15 protein-coding genes are annotated in these 17465 nt (G+C 59.7%); 9 read left to right on the top strand and 6 right to left on the bottom strand.

Annotation, left to right across the window (positions count from 1 at the left end; genetic code table 11):
• Nucleotides 1-80: 80 nt before the first annotated feature.
• The 3 genes from B30_RS06175 (at nt 81) to rarD (ending at nt 2974) form a co-directional block, all read left to right on the top strand.
• Nucleotides 81-680: a superoxide dismutase gene (locus B30_RS06175; RefSeq protein WP_009571178.1), complete on the top strand. Its 600-nt coding sequence runs from the start codon at nt 81-83 to the stop codon at nt 678-680.
• Between the two features lie 146 nt (nt 681-826).
• On the top strand, nt 827-1993 hold the full coding sequence (locus tag B30_RS06170) for an amidohydrolase (RefSeq protein WP_009571177.1): 1167 nt from the start codon (nt 827-829) through the stop codon (nt 1991-1993).
• Between the two features lie 63 nt (nt 1994-2056).
• Nucleotides 2057-2974, top strand: coding sequence for an EamA family transporter RarD (gene rarD / locus B30_RS06165; protein WP_009571176.1), 918 nt, complete (start codon nt 2057-2059; stop codon nt 2972-2974).
• A 36-nt stretch (nt 2975-3010) separates the two neighbouring features.
• Here the strand turns inward: rarD and B30_RS06160 are convergent, their stop codons facing one another.
• The 3 genes from B30_RS06160 to B30_RS06150 form a co-directional block, all read right to left on the bottom strand.
• Nucleotides 3011-4159 carry a M48 family metallopeptidase gene (locus tag B30_RS06160; protein WP_009571175.1) on the bottom strand — a complete coding sequence of 383 codons (1149 nt, stop codon included), beginning with the start codon at nt 4157-4159 and terminating at the stop codon, nt 3011-3013.
• A 148-nt stretch (nt 4160-4307) separates the two neighbouring features.
• A complete protein-coding gene (locus B30_RS06155; protein ID WP_009571174.1) occupies nt 4308-5114 on the bottom strand; it encodes a DUF6635 family protein in 807 nt (268 codons plus the stop codon).
• Nucleotides 5115-5389: 275 nt separating this feature from the next.
• Complete coding sequence (locus B30_RS06150; protein WP_009571173.1) at nt 5390-5965, bottom strand: TIGR00730 family Rossman fold protein; 576 nt, start codon at nt 5963-5965, stop codon at nt 5390-5392.
• A gap of 270 nt (nt 5966-6235) precedes the next feature.
• On the opposite strand from B30_RS06150, the gene B30_RS21295 reads away from it, so the two are divergent.
• The 6 genes from B30_RS21295 (at nt 6236) to B30_RS06120 (ending at nt 13845) form a co-directional block, all read left to right on the top strand.
• Nucleotides 6236-7672 (top strand): LysM peptidoglycan-binding domain-containing protein, encoded by a 1437-nt coding sequence (locus tag B30_RS21295; protein ID WP_157789791.1) that lies wholly within the window; start codon nt 6236-6238, stop codon nt 7670-7672.
• A gap of 118 nt (nt 7673-7790) precedes the next feature.
• Nucleotides 7791-9629: an ABCB family ABC transporter ATP-binding protein/permease gene (locus B30_RS06140; protein ID WP_009571171.1), complete on the top strand. Its 1839-nt coding sequence runs from the start codon at nt 7791-7793 to the stop codon at nt 9627-9629.
• A gap of 102 nt (nt 9630-9731) precedes the next feature.
• Entirely contained in the window at nt 9732-11129 is a 1398-nt protein-coding gene (locus B30_RS06135) for a cryptochrome/photolyase family protein (protein WP_009571170.1), read from the top strand.
• Nucleotides 11130-11241: 112 nt separating this feature from the next.
• The gene (locus B30_RS06130) at nt 11242-12486 is read left to right on the top strand and encodes an SAM-dependent methyltransferase (protein ID WP_009571169.1); all 1245 of its coding nucleotides are present in this window, start codon (nt 11242-11244) and stop codon (nt 12484-12486) included.
• Between the two features lie 34 nt (nt 12487-12520).
• On the top strand, nt 12521-12961 hold the full coding sequence (locus B30_RS06125; RefSeq protein ID WP_009571168.1) for a TrgA family protein: 441 nt from the start codon (nt 12521-12523) through the stop codon (nt 12959-12961).
• Complete coding sequence (locus tag B30_RS06120; protein ID WP_157789790.1) at nt 12958-13845, top strand: NUDIX domain-containing protein; 888 nt, start codon at nt 12958-12960, stop codon at nt 13843-13845. Before B30_RS06125 ends, B30_RS06120 begins: the two co-directional genes overlap by 4 nt.
• A gap of 10 nt (nt 13846-13855) precedes the next feature.
• Here B30_RS06120 and B30_RS06115 read toward each other — a convergent pair whose 3' ends face one another.
• The 3 genes from B30_RS06115 to cobA all read right to left on the bottom strand — a co-directional run bounded on the left by B30_RS06115 (nt 13856) and on the right by cobA (nt 17375).
• Nucleotides 13856-15088 (bottom strand): MFS transporter, encoded by a 1233-nt coding sequence (locus B30_RS06115; RefSeq protein ID WP_009571164.1) that lies wholly within the window; start codon nt 15086-15088, stop codon nt 13856-13858.
• Between the two features lie 137 nt (nt 15089-15225).
• Nucleotides 15226-16503: a cobyrinate a,c-diamide synthase gene (locus tag B30_RS06110; RefSeq protein ID WP_009571162.1), complete on the bottom strand. Its 1278-nt coding sequence runs from the start codon at nt 16501-16503 to the stop codon at nt 15226-15228.
• Nucleotides 16503-17375: a uroporphyrinogen-III C-methyltransferase gene (cobA, locus tag B30_RS06105; RefSeq protein ID WP_040402019.1), complete on the bottom strand. Its 873-nt coding sequence runs from the start codon at nt 17373-17375 to the stop codon at nt 16503-16505. Before cobA ends, B30_RS06110 begins: the two co-directional genes overlap by 1 nt.
• Between the last annotated feature and the right edge of the window lie 90 nt (nt 17376-17465).

Here is a 17465-nt window from a genome sequence, read left to right as displayed (position 1 = left end):
TTCGCCCTTGACCCCGGACCGCTCCCGGCTCAGGTATATGTCCGACAGAAACGCACAACTTCTGAAATGGAGGCCCTACAATGGCATTCGAACTTCCCGATCTTCCTTACGCTCACGACGCTCTGGCCGATCTCGGCATGTCCAAAGAGACGCTTGAGTATCACCATGACCTGCACCACAACGCCTATGTGACCGTGGGCAACACGCTGGTTGCGGGCACCGAATGGGAAGGCAAATCCATCGAAGAGATCATCAAAGGCACTTACGATGCCTCTGCTGTGGCCCAATCCGGCCTCTTCAACAACGTCTCCCAGCACTGGAACCACAGCCAATTTTGGGACATGATGGGGCCGGGCGAGAAAAAAATGCCGGGCGAGCTTGAAAAAGCTTTGGTCGAAGCCTTTGGTTCGGTTGACGAGTTCAAAAAACAATTCTCCGCGGCGGGCGCAGGTCAGTTTGGCTCCGGCTGGGCCTGGCTTGTCAAAGACACCGACGGTTCGCTCAAGGTCACCAAGACCGAAAACGGTGTGAACCCGCTGTGCTTTGGTCAAACCGCTTTGCTCGGCTGTGATGTGTGGGAACACTCCTACTACATCGACTTCCGCAACAAACGCCCGGTCTACCTGTCGAACTTCCTCGACAAACTGGTCAACTGGGAAAATGTTGCATCGCGCATGTGATCGACCGGATGTGATCTTTGCGATCATAATGGAATGGAAAGGACGTCCCTCGGGGCGTCCTTTTGCCTTTGGCGGGTTTGCTTTGGAGCGTGGACAGTTGCGGTGCAGTTTGTCACACAGGCAAGCATGACGAAGGAGCGCATGACATGACCCCACTGCCGAACGCATGGACCCTTGATCCCGACACGCTGGCCGAGGCCGTGGCGCTGCGTCATGAGTTGCATCGTTTCCCGGAGGTGTCTGGCACCGAATTTGAAACGGCCAAGCGGATCGCGGCGCGCATGGGGGCCTTCGGGGCCGAGGTGGTCGAGGGTTTGGGCGGTACGGGCGTGGCGGCGGTGTTTGGGCCGAAAGATTTGCAGGGCGGGACAACGCTGATGATCCGGGCTGAACTGGATGCTTTGCCAATCTTGGAGGCCGAAGGGCCGGAGTATCGCTCAGAGGTCGACGGCGTCGGGCATCTGTGCGGACATGACGGTCATATGGCGATCTTGTTTGCCGTGGCCTCGGCTCTGTCGCGCCACGCTCCGGCCACACGCGTGGTGTTATTATTTCAACCCGCCGAGGAAACCGGGGCGGGGGCGCGGGCGGTTTTGGACGATCCCAAATTTGCCGCCTTGCAGCCTGATATGGCAATTGCGCTGCACAATCTGCCAAAGCTGCCTTTGGGCGCTATCGCCTTGCAAGAGGGCCCGGTGGCCTGTGCCTCCAAAGGGCTGCATGTCGCTTTCACGGGCCAAACCTCCCACGCCGCCCGACCCGAGAATGGCCACTCTCCGGGGCTGGCTTTGGCGCGGCTGATCCCGGCGCTTGCGGCGCTGTCGCGCGATGTGCCGACAGAAGACCCGCGCTTTCGCCTCGCCACCGTGACCCATGCCCGGCTTGGCGTGCCATCTTTTGGTATCAGCCCCGGCGAGGCAGAATTACAGGTCACGCTGCGCACATTGCTGAATGCGGAAATGGAGACCCTTGAGGCCGAAGCGCGGGCCTTGATTGAGGCGGAAGGCGCAGAGTTCGCCCCGGTGATCACCGTGCATGACCCGTTCAGCCATTCGGTCAATGCGCCCGCCGCCACAGCGCTTTTAGAGAGTGCCACGCAGGATCTGCCGCGCGTCAAAGGTGCCATCCCGATGCGCCCGTCCGAGGATTTTGGCCTCTTTGGCACCCAAATCCCCGCCGCCATGCTGTTTCTGGGCTCGGGCACCGATCAACCGGAATTGCACAACCCGGATTTCGATTTCCCCGATGCTCTGATCCCGATCGGGGCAGAGATTTTCCTCCGTGCGATCCAAGCGTTTTCTGTTCCGCTCTAAATCCTAGCCCCTGTGCGGATTTAGAGCGTTGCCATCGCGCCAAATCCACGCTTTTTGAGGCCCATGACCGACACTCAAAAAGGCCTCGTTGCCCTGATCCTCGCACAGACCCTTTGGGGCCTGTCGCCCCTCTATTACAAAGCGGTGGCGGATGTGCCAGCCTTTGAAGTGCTGGCGCATCGCACGCTTTGGACCTGTGTGTTGTTTGGCGGTTACTTGGCCTATCAGGGCCGTTTGCACGACCTGCTGACCCTGATGCGGGGGCCAAAGCTGCGCTATGTGATCCCGGCCTCGCTTTTGATCTCGGTGAACTGGGGTCTGTTCATCTATGCGATCCAATCCGGGCAGGCGCTTGAGGCCTCGTTTGGCTATTACGTCTTTCCGCTGGTCGCCACGTTGATCGGCATGCTGGCCTTTCGCGAGCGGCTGCGCGGGTTACAAGTTCCGGCTATTCTTTTGGCGGCGCTGGCCGTGCTTGTCTTGGGGATCGGGCTTGGGGCTTTGCCGTGGTTGGCGCTGTCCTTGGCGATCACCTTTGCCAGCTACGGCGCGATCAAGAAATCCCTCGACGCCGGGCCGATCCTGTCGGTGACAGGCGAGGTGGTGCTTTTGGTGCCCATCGCCTTGGCTTATTTGATCGGGGCGGAACTGTTCGGCTGGGGCGGCAGTGTGGCGCAACCGGCGGGGGCGTTTGGCCATTCCCTGTCCGGCAGTCTCCTGTTGATCGCGGCCGGGTTGGCCACCGGCGTGCCCTTGATCTTTTTCGCCACAGCCGCGCGGCGTTTGCCGATGACGGTGGTCGGCATGGGGCAATATTGGAACTCCACGATTCAATTCGGACTGGCCGTTTTGATCTTTGGCGAACCCTTCACCCACTGGCACGCCATCGCCATGCCGCTGATCTGGAGCGCTCTGGCGCTCTATTCGGTGCAAGCGATCCGGGCGGAGTCGGCAGCGCGAAAGCTGCGGCGGGCAGGGTGAGGGGGACGCACTGGCTTTGGCCGATGCGCGGGTTGTTTACTGAACGATGATCTCGGACAGAAGCGCCCGTTCCATGCGCTGGAAAAAGGCGGACAGCTCTTGGTCCATCCCCGCCCAATCCATCTGAGCCGCGTCAAGAGCCGGGGCAGGGTGACCCGCTGCCGCCACCACATCCAGACGATAGCGTGTGGGCGGGTGGGTGCTGTCGATCCGGTGTAGCAACATCATGGCCTCCGCATTGAGGGCATTGGCTTTTTCAGAGGTGGGGGCCGCTATGGCGCGGGCCATTTTGTCAAAGACCGCGATGTGTTTTGAGCCATCAAAATAGGTCTGCGTGCGCGCATCTTCGGCCAAGGGCGAGAGAATGAGCTTTCGCAACAATTCGGTTTTGGCCGCTGTCCCTGCCACCGATGCGGCCGCAAGATCGGCCAAATATTCGGCCCTTTGACTGTCGGCAAACATCAGGGTTTCAAACCCGCGCGACAGGGCCGCAATCGCAGTGCCACACAGAAAGCCAAACACCTGATCGATCAGACCACGGTCTTCAAAATAGAAACGGCTGTTGGTTGCCCCATCTATGAGCATGGGCGGGTGAGAGAGATCCTGCCAGCGCGCCAACGTGCCAAGGGCGGCATAGCTCAGCCGCCCCCGCGCCGGATCATGGTTGATCAAATGCCCGATTTCATGGGCAAGCAGAGCCACGCGTTCAGCGGGCTCAAGCGCCAGCCAAAGCGGCGCGCCGAGGCCCAAGATCCGCTCCGTCTTGCTATATTCGGCCATATAGGCGTTCACTTCAGCAAGGACATGAACGCCGTCGATCCTGGGTGCATTCATCTGTGCACAGATGTCATCAAGCACACCGAACACCTTTGGCGCATCGGGGCGTCGCAGTGTGGCTTTCGTGTTTTTATGCTTTGGCGTGCGTAAATAGTAACCGACAGCCACAAACAGGACGCCCGCGCCAATCGCCACGACACTCTCGTGGCGAACCACGATAAGCACGAGGCCCAAAGCGGCCACGCAAAAGGGGGTGCTGACAATCAACAGCGACAGAAGCGTCACAGTCCACCGAAGGGGGCTTGTGTCCATGACGCGGCCCACGTCGCGATCCTGTGAGACGTCTTTTAAAACGGCGTCCCGAATGGCTTGGCCAAAGCGATGGTTCAATTGGTCACGATAGGTCACGGAAATGCTCAGGTTGCTCCGCCTCACTTGGAAATGCGATCTGCTACGGCATCTATTTGATTTGAAGTGGGTTTGTCATTGGAAAATGAGGCGGCCAAATGTTCAAGCCTGCTGCGCGCCGCAGTCATTTTCCTCCTCACCCCACGCCTCACGAGCGAAAAAATCGCAGTAGGCTGATGCCCGCATCTGTGAGGTCAGCGAGGCGCGCCAGAATGTGTTCCGGTGCGAGGCCGGATGTTTGCCCCTCCGCCATAGAAATTCTTTCAACAAGCCGTATCAGGCGGCGTCGGTGAATGCCAAGCCGCGCTTGGATTGGGTCGGCGATGCACCCGGCGAAGGTGGTCACAAGAGAGGCGGTCATGGCCAATGCCACCCCCGTCAGCACGACGAACCAGATCGGCAAGCTCACGGAGAAGACCCCGTACCAAAGGCTTCCCAATCCTGAACCAAGTGGGAAATGCGCGACGGCTGAGGCATGCGCGACATATTCCGACACTTTCGGGGTCAGCGAGGTCACACCCGGCGTGGCCGTCCCGAAGAGCAACAGCCCGGCCAAGAGGACAAACAACGATGTTGTGATCTCGGCAACGGCAGAGCGGACGCCGGTATAATCGGTGATCAATGCGCGGCTGTGTGGCGTCAGAGTGGCGCCCTCAAGCAGGTCGGTGGCGATGTCCGCCTCGATCACGCGTGCCACAGAGGTTTTGAGGAAAATCTGCCGCGCCTTCAGCCAAGCCTCCAAACGGCTAAACCCCGCCAGACGTGAGGCGACCGCCGCCAATCCGACCAACAAGAACACCGGCGCAAGGGCCACGTTGATGGGCGCACGCAACAGATCCCACCCGAATGCGACGCGATGTAGCCGGAGGGTCGCGGCCAAGTGGAAGTGGCTGCGCACAAAGGCATCGACCCTCTCCTGTATGGCCTGCGCGGTGTTTTCTATCGGCTGTTGCATGGGGGCCATTCGTTTTGGCGTGTCATCACAGTATCTCCCAGATCGCGCGGGACTGAAAGGGGGAGCAACTGGCAAGGCCGACACCTTTGCGTGTGTGCTGATGACCTGTGTGCAGTGCGCGACCACCGACGTAGGGGCCTTTGGACGCCGCGCACCGAAGGTGTTTTTGTCGCGTTGCTCACGTCCTGCAACCTCTTTGATCTGAGGCTGCTGTTAGAGCCGCGGTCCGGCCTGCGCAATCCGCTTGGTCTGGGCCTTGCTCCGCTTGGCCCGCCTTATCCCCGAACCGCCCTCAATGCCGCAACCAACTCTTCCACCGTTTCGACCGTTTCAAAATAGCTTGATGTCGACATCGGTGCGAAGCCTTCGGAAATGATGTGTTCGATCAGGCCTTCAAGCGGTTTCCAATAGCCATCCGTGGACAAAAGAAAGATCGGTTTGTCATGCAGGCCGATTTGTTTCCAGGTCAGCACTTCGAAAAATTCGTCCAAAGAGCCCGCGCCGCCGGGCAGGACGACGATGGCGTCCGAGTTCATGAACATGACCTTTTTGCGCTCATGCATGTTTTCGGTGATCACGAAGGTGGTCAAATCGCGTTTGCCGACCTCTTTGGGCAAAAGATGCGTCGGGATCACGCCAAAGGTCAAAGCCCCCGCACTCTGGGCCGCGCGCGCCACGGCCCCCATCAATCCGACATCGCCCGCACCATAGACCAAACGCCAGCCTTCATCGGCCAAAGCGCGGCCAAAGGCGGTGGCGGCGGCTTCATAGTTGGGCGCGCCGCCCGCGCGCGAGCCGCAATAGACACAGACGGAAAAGAGCGAGGTTGTTGAAGAGGCGGCGGTTGTCATGACGCGTACTTTCTAAAGCGTTTCCAGGAACATCTGAGGCAGGTTTGACTGGAAACGCTGTGGGACATGTCAGCCTCGTCAGGGGGGCGCCGAAAGCCAGTGCGGACGGGCTTTGCTTGAAACGCTTTGAAAAAGGAAGTCTTTGACCCTTGTTAGCCCCCTTGCTAGGCTGTCTCAACCCTTGTCAAAAGCAATGTGGTGGTGCTTTGGTCGCGCGGTCATACTGACCGGGCCAAACTCTGCTTGGCGTGTTGGGCGTGGGATATGGGGATGAAGGACACAATGGGCAAAACGCAGGGATGGATGATGCCCGTCGCCGCAGTGGTGGCGATCGGGTTGGTGGCAGGGATCGGGTACACATTATATGTGGCCTATCCCGGCGGCGGTGCGCCGGGCGCGCCAGCGGCGTTGACCTCTGAGATCGGGATCTCTGACGGTGGGACAGGGAGGGAGGCGGCGGACACGGTCGCGCCCGAAAGCCCCGAAAGCCAAGCGCCAACGGACCAAGAGATCGCGCCCGCAGGCATGGTACAGAGCTATCCGGCCTTCGATCTTGTGCGCATTCCTCCCGATGGCTTGGCCACGGTGGCCGGACGCGCCGAGGCGGGGGCTGAGGTGGCAATCTTGGTCGATGGTCAAGAGGTGGCGCGCACATCGGCCAACGGCCGCGGCGAATTTGTCGCCTTGTTCGATCTCGCCGGGAGCGATAGCCCGCGCGAAATGCGCCTGCGCAGCGGGGCGAATGCGGACACACCAGACGGCAGCGAAAACGTGTTGGACAGCGCCGAAAGTGTGATCATTGCACCCTTTGCTGCGGTGCCGGACCTTGATGTCAGCACCGAGAGTGCCGCTGTGGCGGTGGATGGCGTCCCGGCGGAAACGGGCGCGGCACAAAGCGAACCGGGGGATGCGGCCGCAGCCTCCGCCACGGGAGGTGCCGTGGCAACGTCGATTTTGCGGACCGCCGAGGCTGGGGCGACTGGTGAGACTGCTGAACCGGGGGAACAGTCACAGACCGATCCCACACCAGAAAACACGGCAGAAAGCACAGCAGAAAACGCAAGTGTCCCACCAGTTGCCCCCACAGTGATGATCGCGACCGATGAGGGCGTCAAAGTGTTGCAACAGCCGGGCACTGAGGCGGGAGACTTGCGCATTGATGCGGTGACTTACGATCCCGAGGGGCGGGTGTTTGTGTCTGGGCGTGGCGCGCCGGGGCAGAGTGTGCGGCTCTATCTCATGGAGGCGCTCAAGGCCGAGGCTTCGATTGGCGCGGATGGGCAATGGCGGCAGGAACTGAGCCATGTGGCTCCGGGGCGCTACAGGTTGCGCGCCGATCAGGTGGACGCGACAGGGCAGGTCACACAGCGCGCCGAAATCCCGTTCCATCGTGAAGATGTGGCGGTTTTGGCGGGGACGTCCGCGGGGGATGCGGCGATACCGATTGGGCAGACGAGCGCGCCCCTTGAAGCCCCGCTCTCCAAACCGACCCCAGCCGCAGCTCCAACCCCGGCCCCAACTCCGGCCCCGGCCCCGGCCAAACGCATCATGTCTGTGACCGTTCAGCCCGGCAATACGCTTTGGGGGATTGCCTCGGCAACCTATGGCGATGGGGTGATGTATGTGCGGGTGTTTGATGCCAACAAAAGCCAAATTCGCGATGCTGATTTGATCTATCCGGGGCAGATTTTCGTTTTACCTGAGTGATCCGATCAGGTGTGAGACCGAAGGCACAGCAGGCTGTGCGGCATCGGGGCTTGTGCCCGGCGGTGGTCTGCGCGATTGTGTCGCTCGCTTTGAAACATGCCACCGAAAGGCAGCCCATATGCGCGGCAACCGCCCGATGACCACCACCGAAGGCCCGAAAAATGGATGGGCGGTGATCCGTGCCGTGATCCCGTATTTTTGGCCCAACGCAGGTCCAAAAGCCGAAGTCCGTGCCACCAAAATCCGGGTGATCATCGCCTTGGTGTTTTTGATGGCGGCGAAAGTTGTCACCGTTGGCACGCCTGTGTTGTACAAAGCCGCCGTCGATGCTTTGGCCGGGGACGCCAAATCGGCGGCCTGGATGTTGGGCATGGGGGCGGTTGGGTTGACCGTCGCCTATGGCATGGCGCGGCTGATGTCGAACGGGTTCAACCAGTTGCGCGATGTGGTCTTTGCTCCGGTGGCGCAATCGGCGCTGCGCAAATTGGCGCTTGAGACCTTCAATCACATTCACGCCCTCTCCATGCGCTATCACATTGCCCGCAAAACCGGGGGGCTTAGCCGGATTATTGAGCGTGGCACCAAAGGCGTGGCGTTTTTGCTGCGCTTTCTGGTGTTCAGTATCGGGCCTTTGGCGATTGAACTTGCTATGATTTTGGTGGTCGTCTCCTTTGCCTTTGGTGCCTCCTATATGGCCGTTTTGGCCGGGACGATCCTCGCCTATGTGGTCTTTACCTTTAAGGTCACGGAATGGCGGGTGAAGCTGCGCAAGGAGATGAACGACCAGGATACCGACGCCAATCAAAAGGCGATCGACAGTCTTTTGAACTTTGAAACGGTGAAATATTTCGGCGCCGAACAACGCGAAGCGGCGCGCTATGACAAAGCCATGGAAGCCTATGAAACGGCGGCGGTCAAAACCGCCTATTCGCTGGGGTTTCTCAACTTTGGCCAAAGCTTTTTGATCACAGCGGGGCTTGTGATCGTGATGGTCATGGCCGCGCTTGGGGTTGAAAACGGCACGATGACCGTGGGCGATTTTGTCATGGTCAACGCCTATATGGTGCAGATCACCATGCCGCTGAATTTCCTTGGGACGGTGTACCGTGAAATCCGTCAGGGGCTGGTCGATATGGAGGCGATGTTTGATCTGTTGCATCAACCCGCAGAAATCCTTGACGCGCCCAATGCGCCCGAGCTTCAGGTGGCGGGCGGGGCCGTGGTACTCAAAGAAGTTGAATTTCATTATGACCCGGCCCGTCCGATCCTCAAAGGCGTGGATATTGTCGTGCCCGCCGGGCGCTCTTTGGCCATCGTTGGCCCGTCCGGGTCGGGCAAATCCACCATCGGCCGGTTGCTGTTTCGGTTTTACGAGGTCACCGGCGGATCGTTGCAGATCGACGGTCAGGACATTCGCGATGTGACGCAAAACAGCCTGCACGCCGCCATCGGCGTGGTGCCGCAGGACACGGTGCTGTTCAACGACACGATCCGCTATAACATTGGCTATGGGCGTGATGGGGCGAGCTATGAGGAGATTGTCAAAGCCGCGCAAAAGGCCCGGATTCACGATTTCATCATCGGCCTGCCAGACGGCTACGAGACCCAGGTGGGCGAGCGCGGGTTGAAACTGTCGGGCGGGGAAAAACAGCGGGTGGGAATTGCCCGCACGCTGCTCAAAGACCCGCCGATCCTGTTGCTCGATGAGGCGACCTCGGCGCTCGACACCCAGACCGAGCGCGATATTTTGGACGCGCTCAAGGCCGCTGGCGAAGGCCGCACCGTGATCACCATTGCGCACCGGCTCTCCACCGTGGCCGATGCCGATGAAATCGTGGTTCTGGAACAGGGGCAGGTGGTCGAGCGCGGCACCCATGAGGGGCTGTTGAACGCCCATGGCAAATACGCGGCGATGTGGGCGGCACAGGCCGAAGACCGCGACGAGGCGGCGGCGTGATCTGAGTATTTGGACCATGGTAAGGGCCTTGGTCAAAATATTTCCTGCCAGAGTGATCCACGGCCAAGGCGCACGCGTAACCATTTGGAACGCGGAGAGAAAATGACGTCAATTTGGTGGATCCGGCGAGACTTTCGCCTTTCAGACAACCCGGCTTTGGTCGCGGCGGCTGCTTTGGGCGCGGTTGTGCCTGTGTTTATTTTCGATGACACAGTCGCGGATTTGGGTGCGGCGCCGAAATGGCGGATGGGGCTTGGGTTGGCGCATCTGATTGCGCGGATTGAGGCCTTGGGCGGGCGGGTTGTCCTGCGCTCTGGTGCGGCCTCTGAGGTGCTATTGCAGCTGGCCGACGAGCTTGGGGCCGAGGGCGTGTATTGGAATCGTCTGTATGACAAAGCGGCGATTGCACGCGACACGGCCGTCAAATCGGCACTGAAAACTGCGGGGATTCAGGCGCAATCCTCAAACGGTCATCTGTGTTTTGAGCCCTGGACGGTGGAGACCAAAACCGGCGGCTATTACAAGGTCTACACGCCGTTTTGGAACACGGTGCGCGCGCGCAGCGTGGCGGATCTTTTGCCTGCGCCGGATGTGATTTGGCCACAGGATTGGCCCAAGAGTGAGGCGCTGGTCGATTGGCAAATGGGGGGCAAGATGCAGCGCGGGGCGGCGGTGGTTTTGCCCCATTGTCACATTGGCGAAGCAGCGGCTTTGGCACGGCTTGATGCGTTTATCGAGCGCCATGTCGAGGCCTATAAGGCCAAGCGCGATTTCCCTGCGGAGCCGGTGTGTTCGGGCCTGTCGGAGAACCTGACCTACGGCGAAATATCACCGCGACGCATATGGCACGCAGGATGGCATGCGATGGAGGCAGGGGCGGCAGGTGCCGAGCATTTCCTGAAAGAACTCGTCTGGCGCGAGTTTGCCTATCATCTGTTGTATCGCGAACCGGATTTGGCCCATCGCAATCACCGCGAGGGCTGGGATGAGTTTGACTGGCGCGGCGAGAATGACGACGCCGAGGCGTGGCGGCGCGGGCGCACCGGGGTGCGGTTTGTCGATGCCGCGATGCGCGAGATGTATGTCACCGGGGTGATGCACAACCGGGCGCGGATGATTGTGGCGTCGTTTTTGACCAAACATTTGCTGACTGATTGGCGGATTGGCCGGGCGTGGTTTGAGGATTCTTTGATTGATTGGGATCCGGCGGCCAATGCGATGGGATGGCAATGGGTGGCCGGATGTGGCCCCGATGCCGCGCCTTATTTTCGGGTGTTTAACCCCGATGGTCAGGCCGAGAAATTTGATGCCGATGGGGCCTATCTGCGGGCGTGGATTGCCGAGGGAGAGGCGGAGCCGAGCGAGACAGCTTTGTCCTATTTCGCGGCGGTGCCCAAAAGTTGGGGCCTGTCTCATCAGGATCGATACCCGGAGCCGATCATTGGGTTGAAAGAGGGGCGCGTGCGGGCCCTTGCGGCCTATGCGCGGCTCAAACCGTGACGAAACGCGAATTTATGCTATATTTGGGGGTAAAACGGGGCGGAATATGCCGCCACATCCACACTCCAAGATGAACCACAAGACGACGCTACAGGGATAAACGGAGGCCAAGATGCTTGATCACACCACCCGGCCGGCACAGGCCAAAGAGGTGTTTACCTCAACAGAGGGGCAGGGCAACCTGCCGCGATATTTCACTCAAGTGTTTGATGTTGCGACCAATATGTCGCGCGGGCGGTTGGATTTTGTGATGCCGGATGGGCGGGTGTTTCGCGCCGAAGGGCGCTCGACGGGACCTGTGGCCGAGATTCATGTCCACTCGGACGATGTCTTTGCCCGGCTCATCCGCGAAGGCGATCTTGGGTTTTGCGAGGATTACCTTGATCAGGGCTGGAGCACACCGGATTTGATGGCGTTCATGGACCTGCTTCATGCCGACAATGATGATCTTTACGACGGGTTTCCGGGCATGGCCTTTGTGCGTGCCTATGAGCGGATGCGCCATTGGTTGAACACCAATTCCAAACGTCAGGCCAAGAAAAATATCTCTTATCACTATGATCTGGGAAATGATTTTTATGGGCTTTGGCTTGATGAGACGATGACCTATTCCTCGGCTTTGTTTGAGGAGGGGCAACAGAGTTTGGAAGCCGCGCAGATCGCGAAATACGCCTCTATGGTCGATGAAATGGGCGTGAAACCGGGCGATCATGTGTTGGAGATTGGCTGTGGTTGGGGTGGGTTTGCCGAATATGCGGCGGGTCAACGGGGGCTCAAAGTCACCGGGCTGACGATTTCTGAGGAGCAGTTTAAATTTGCCGCCGAACGGATCAAAAAAGCGGGCCTGTCGGATCGCGTGCAACTCAAACTTCAGGATTATCGTGACGAGCGCGCCCAATATGACGGCATTGCCTCGATCGAGATGTTCGAGGCGGTGGGCGAAAAATACTGGCCAACCTATTTTGGCACCCTGCGCGACTGTTTGAAACCGGGGGGCAATGCGACGCTGCAAATCATCACGCTGCAAGATCGTCGGTTTGAGGTTTACCGTTCTTCCGTTGATTTCATTCAAAAATACATCTTTCCGGGCGGCATGTTGCCCAGTCCCACGGTGCTGCGCCAACAGATCGCCAAATCCGGGCTTGAGTTTGTGAAATCCAAGGAATTTGGCGAAAGCTACAGCGTCACATTGCGGCGCTGGCATGAGGTGTTTAACGCCAAATGGGATCAGATCGAAGCGCTGGGGTTTGATGATCGGTTCCGTCGGATGTGGAATTTTTATCTCGCCTCTTGCGCTGCGACCTTTCACAGTGGAAATTGCGACGTAACGCAGATTACGATGACCAAGCCCTCGTGACCTCCTTGCGCTCACAATTCCAAAGCAGGTGCCTATGCCCACAGCCGCAAAACTTGTTTCTTCGATCTGGTTTGCCCTTTTGGCATGGTTCGCGGCGGAATTGGTCAAAAACCATCTCCCCGATGGCACACAGGTGGGATTCATGTCCTATATCAGTGGCGGATTTGGGCTTTTGACCGGCTGGATATTTATGGGCAAACGGGCGGGCGACACGATGCGCGCGGCCTATGGCTATGGTCTGTCCTCGTCGATCATCCTGGCGTTTTGGAGCGTGTTCTATTTCGCTTTTGAAACCATGATACACCGCTCGATGTCGCATCGCTATCACGGTCCGGGGGATGCGCTGGTGTCAATGGTCGGCTTGATGGGCGAATATGGGCTCTATCTGATCAAACCGGATGTGTTGACCATTCTCATTGTTGGCGGTTTTTTTGGCGGTTGGATCACGGAAAAGGCGGTGCGAAAATGGGCGTGACCGATCCCCTCATGGACCCGATGCCGCCGCAGTATAACGCCCTTTCAGATCGCTACAGCCCAGAGCAAATCACCTATCTGTATGAGGTGATCCATGGCGAGGAGACCTATCTCACCGAGGCATTTTTGCGCGCAGCCGCCGAGGAGGTGGTGCTGTATATCGGGCAAAAACCGGCGGGTGAGCTGCGCGCGCTGCGTATGATGATCCTGATCCGGGCTTGGGCGCGCTTAAGGGCCCGCCGTGGCACACGACCCCGTGCCAGTGATCGCTGCGACATGACGCGCCATGATGTCACCGAAACCAACCGCCAGATCCCTTACACCTCCTTTTTTGCCGTGGATGAAACCCATCTGACCCACACACGGTTTGACGGGGGTACCTCCGGCGAAATGCGTCGTGCGGCGTTTTTGATGGCGGATGCGGTGACGGTTTTGCCCTATGATCCGCTACGAGACCGGGTTTTGGTGATCGAGCAATTCCGTTTTGGTCCCTATGCGCGCGGCGATGCGCGGCCATGGATGTTGGAACCCATTGCGGGGCGGGTGGATGCGGGAGAGACAGCGGAAAACACCGCCCGGCGCGAGGCCGAGGAAGAGGCCAGCATCACCGTCAAGGCGCTGCATAAAGTCGCCGAATATTACCCCTCAAGCGGCGCGATGACCGAATATGTGCTGTCCTATATCGGCATTGCCGATCTGCCCGATGATGTGACCGGAGTCGGTGGGCTTGAGAGCGAACATGAAGACATTGCCTCCACCCTGATCAGCTTTGATCGGTTGATGCAGATGTGCGATGCGGGTCAATTGGACGTGGGTCCGCTCTATCTGTCGGCGCTGTGGTTGGCCCGGCACCGCGATCGTCTGCGCGCCGAGGCCGGGGTTTAAAGTCCAAGCCTCACTTGGATTTCGGTTGCATCCAGAGCCAAATCAACGCCCCACCCGCCAAGGTCAGCAGCGGGATCATCGCAAGGTTGACGGCGGTCCAGCCGTCCTGCGCCGAGCCGCCGGAACAGTTCATCAACCCACCTGAGGCCAAGGAGGCCATGGTCACGCCGCCAAAGACCAAAAGGTCGTTGAGGCCCTGAATCCGGCCACGTTCAGAGGGCTCATGCGACGAGGACAGCATCGCCGTGGCACCGATGAAGCCAAAGTTCCAACCGATCCCCAAAAGCACCAAAGCGACAAAGAAATTCTCGATATCGACGCCCATCATGCCGACAATTCCGGCGGCTCCGAGGATCACAAGCCCGGTGGCCATGATCCGTTCGACGCCGAATTTCGAGATCAGAAACCCGGTGAAAAACGATGGCAAGAACATCGCCACAACATGGGCAGAGACAATATCGGCGGCGGTGTTTTGTTCAAAGCCACAGCCGACCACGGCCAGAGGTGTGGAGGTCATCACCAGGTTCATCAGGGCGTAGGACACCATGGCGACGATGATCGCCACCAAGACCCGAGGTTCGCGCAACAGTTCGCGCCGGGAGCGGCCAACGACATGACCATGGGTGGAGACGGGCGGTTTCGGGATGCGCAGGAACAGGAACAAGACGGAGCCGATGACGTTGATCGCGATCACCGCCAGATAGGTGCCAAGGAAGGGCACGACCATCGCCTGAGAGGTGAGTTTGACCAATTGCGGGCCAATGAGGGCCGAGGCCAATCCGCCGGCGAGCACATAGGAAATGGCTTTCGGTTTGAACGCGTCATCGGCGGTGTCGGTGGCGGCAAAGCGAAAAAAGCCTTGGGACGATTGATAGACCCCGGTGAACAGGCCGCCAACCACAAACAGCCAAAAGTTTTGCTGCAACAGCGCCACGGCGCCAATGGAGGCGCCAATCGCGCCGGAACCGGTGCCGATCCAAAACCCCGCACGGCGGCCATAGCGCTGCATGGCCGCTGACAAAGGCGTCGCCGCCAACATCGAACCCAAGACAATCGCGGAGATCGGTAAAGTGGCAAAGCACAGGTTTTTGGCCAAAGATTGCCCGGCCAGCCCGCCAATGATGAAGATCATCGACATCTGCGCGCCCAAAAACGCCTGTGCCATCACAAGGATGTACACGTTGCGACGGGCGCGGGCGGGATCGGAGGTCATGACGTGTTCTGGCATGGCGTGCTCGGGCATGGGGAACTCTTGCGGATCTGTGAATATGTCGGACCGGGTGTAACGGGCGCAGGCCCGGTTGGAAAGCCGCGTCTTTCAAGGGGTCGCTTTGCGATTTTTGCCTAAGCCCTGCGTGGGCTTGGTTCAGGCGTCACCGATCAGGCGCGATCAATCAGATGCAAGAAGGACCCGGCCACCGAACCGTTGATTAAACCTTGTGGCCCAAGATCGGTGTTTTCGGCGTCCCGCACTTCAAAAAGCGGCTGACCCGTGGCTTTGATCGTGCTGGCGTAGTGAAATTCATGCGCGGTCCACCCCCCCGGGAACGGCCCGGATGCGGCCACCGCGTGACGATAGCCCAAATGCAATTTTCGCGCGGCAAAGGAGGTCTCAAGCGCCAAAAGCCCGGCCATTTTATGCCGCACCCCGTCTGCGTCGATCAAGCCGTCCCCCAAAACCATATAGCCACCGCATTCTCCGTACACCTGACGCCGTGCCGCCGCTTCGCGCAGGCCTTGCAGGAACACATGCGAGGCGGCGAGGCGTCCGGCGTGCAACTCCGGGTAGCCGCCGGGCAAATACACCAGATCGCAGGGCGGCGGGGCCTCGTTGGCCAGTGGCGAAAAGAAACGAATTTCTGCGCCTTGGTCACGCCAATCGGTCAAAAGATGCGGGTAGGCAAAGGCAAAGGCTTGGTCTTGCGCCACCGCGACGCTTTGGGCGGGGGGCGGTATGCGTGGGCTGTGCTCCGCGCCTGTGATCGGAGCTGCCAATTCCAGGATCGCCTCCACATCCAAAGCCGCCTCAACCGCATCGGCGGCGGCATTCAAAAAGGCCTCCAAATCCGGGCGTTCCCCGGCCTGAACCAGACCAAGGTGGCGATCCGGGTGGGTCAAGCCCGAGGATCGGGGCAGGGCGCCGAACACCGGGAGGCCAGAGGGGGTCAAGGCGCGCAGCAGCATGGTTTTATGGCGCTCGGACCCGACCTTGTTGAGGATCACGCCCGCCACATGCACGCTTGGATCATGCGCCACGAACCCGGCCACGAGAGGTGCGATAGACCCGGCCATGCGCGACGCATCGACCACCAAGATCACCGGGATGTTGAACAGCCGGGCCAGATCGGCGCATGCGCCTTTGCCCTCGGGCGGCGCCCCATCGAACAGGCCCATTGCGCCTTCGATGATCAGGGTGTCACCGTCTCTTTCTCCACCCGCCAAGGCGCGCAACCGATCCGGTCCCATCGCCCAAGCGTCCAAATTCGGACAAGGTGCGCCACAGGCGGCCTCATGAAACCGCGGATCAATGTAATCGGGGCCAGATTTCGCACCACGCACATTCACGCCGCGCCGTTTGAGGGCGCGCAAAAGGCCAAGGGTCAGCGTGGTTTTGCCAGAACCGGAACTGGGCGCGGCGATCAACAGCCCGCGCGTCATCACCGGTCCTCGGCGGGTTTGCCACGACCCAGCGGATCAAGATTGCGCGGGGTCTCACCACGGGCCAAGGCTTGCCAATCAAGCACCTGACGCATCAACACCGAGCGCCCGATACAGATGATCGCGGGCGGTTCCATGTGGTTGGCGGCAATGTCGTCGACCATCGCGCCCAAAGTGGTTTCCAACACCTGTTGATTGGGCGTTGTGGCTTGGGACACCACGGCGACAGGTTCGTCCTTTGGGCGGCCCGCGTCCAACAGACCCTTTTGGATCGTGGGCGCGTGTTTCATTCCCATATAGATCACCAACACGCCCGACGCACGGTTCAAAGCGTCCCAATCCAGCGTGTCCGGGGTTTCACCGCGCTGATCATGGCCGGTGACAAAGGTCACCGATTGATTGACGTCGCGATGCGTCACAGGAATGCCGGCATAGGCCAACCCCCCGATCCCCGCCGAAATCCCCGGCACGATGCGCACATTGACGCCATGCTGGATGAGGGTCTGGGCCTCTTCGCCGCCGCGGCCAAAGACAAAAGGATCGCCGCCTTTGAGGCGCAACACCCGTTTGCCCGCGTGCGCCAAATCAACCAGTTGCAACGAAATATCGGCCTGTTTTGCCGACGGTTTGCCGCCGCGTTTTCCGGCGTAAATCTGTTCGGCCTCAGGGCGCGCCCACTCAAGGATCAAGGGCGACACCAGCGCGTCATAGACGATCGCATCCGCCTGTCTGAGCGCATGAATTGCATGCAAGGTCATCAGCCCCGGATCACCGGGACCGGCACCGCAAAGCCAAACCCATCCGGGTTCAAGGGTGGGCCATGTGCCACCGGGAAGCGTCAGCGTGGAGTCGGTCAAGATGGATTCGGTCATGATGGATTTATGACGGGTGAGAGGGGGTTTGACAAAGCGTTTCAACCCGTGGCTTGCGCGAAAAACACCGTGGTCAATCTGACGTGCCTC

Origin of the sequence: Celeribacter baekdonensis B30 (genome assembly GCF_000299875.1) — a bacterium.
GTDB lineage: Bacteria > Pseudomonadota > Alphaproteobacteria > Rhodobacterales > Rhodobacteraceae > Celeribacter > Celeribacter baekdonensis_A.
The sequence above is the reverse complement of the archived record's forward strand: the minus strand, read 5'-3'. Positions and strand labels throughout refer to the sequence as shown.

Coding starts and splice junctions, on each gene's coding strand:
- B30_RS06150 (WP_009571173.1), bottom strand. CDS start 5,965: ATGACAACCGCCGCCTCTTCAACAACCTCGCTCTTTTCCGTCTGTGTC.
- B30_RS06155 (WP_009571174.1), bottom strand. CDS start 5,114: ATGCAACAGCCGATAGAAAACACCGCGCAGGCCATACAGGAGAGGGTC.
- B30_RS06140 (WP_009571171.1), top strand. CDS start 7,791: ATGCGCGGCAACCGCCCGATGACCACCACCGAAGGCCCGAAAAATGGA.
- B30_RS06135 (WP_009571170.1), top strand. CDS start 9,732: ATGACGTCAATTTGGTGGATCCGGCGAGACTTTCGCCTTTCAGACAAC.
- cobA (WP_040402019.1), bottom strand. CDS start 17,375: ATGACCGAATCCATCTTGACCGACTCCACGCTGACGCTTCCCGGTGGC.
- B30_RS06170 (WP_009571177.1), top strand. CDS start 827: ATGACCCCACTGCCGAACGCATGGACCCTTGATCCCGACACGCTGGCC.
- B30_RS06115 (WP_009571164.1), bottom strand. CDS start 15,088: ATGCCCGAGCACGCCATGCCAGAACACGTCATGACCTCCGATCCCGCC.
- B30_RS21295 (WP_157789791.1), top strand. CDS start 6,236: ATGAAGGACACAATGGGCAAAACGCAGGGATGGATGATGCCCGTCGCC.
- B30_RS06125 (WP_009571168.1), top strand. CDS start 12,521: ATGCCCACAGCCGCAAAACTTGTTTCTTCGATCTGGTTTGCCCTTTTG.
- rarD (WP_009571176.1), top strand. CDS start 2,057: ATGACCGACACTCAAAAAGGCCTCGTTGCCCTGATCCTCGCACAGACC.
- B30_RS06130 (WP_009571169.1), top strand. CDS start 11,242: ATGCTTGATCACACCACCCGGCCGGCACAGGCCAAAGAGGTGTTTACC.
- B30_RS06110 (WP_009571162.1), bottom strand. CDS start 16,503: ATGACGCGCGGGCTGTTGATCGCCGCGCCCAGTTCCGGTTCTGGCAAA.
- B30_RS06175 (WP_009571178.1), top strand. CDS start 81: ATGGCATTCGAACTTCCCGATCTTCCTTACGCTCACGACGCTCTGGCC.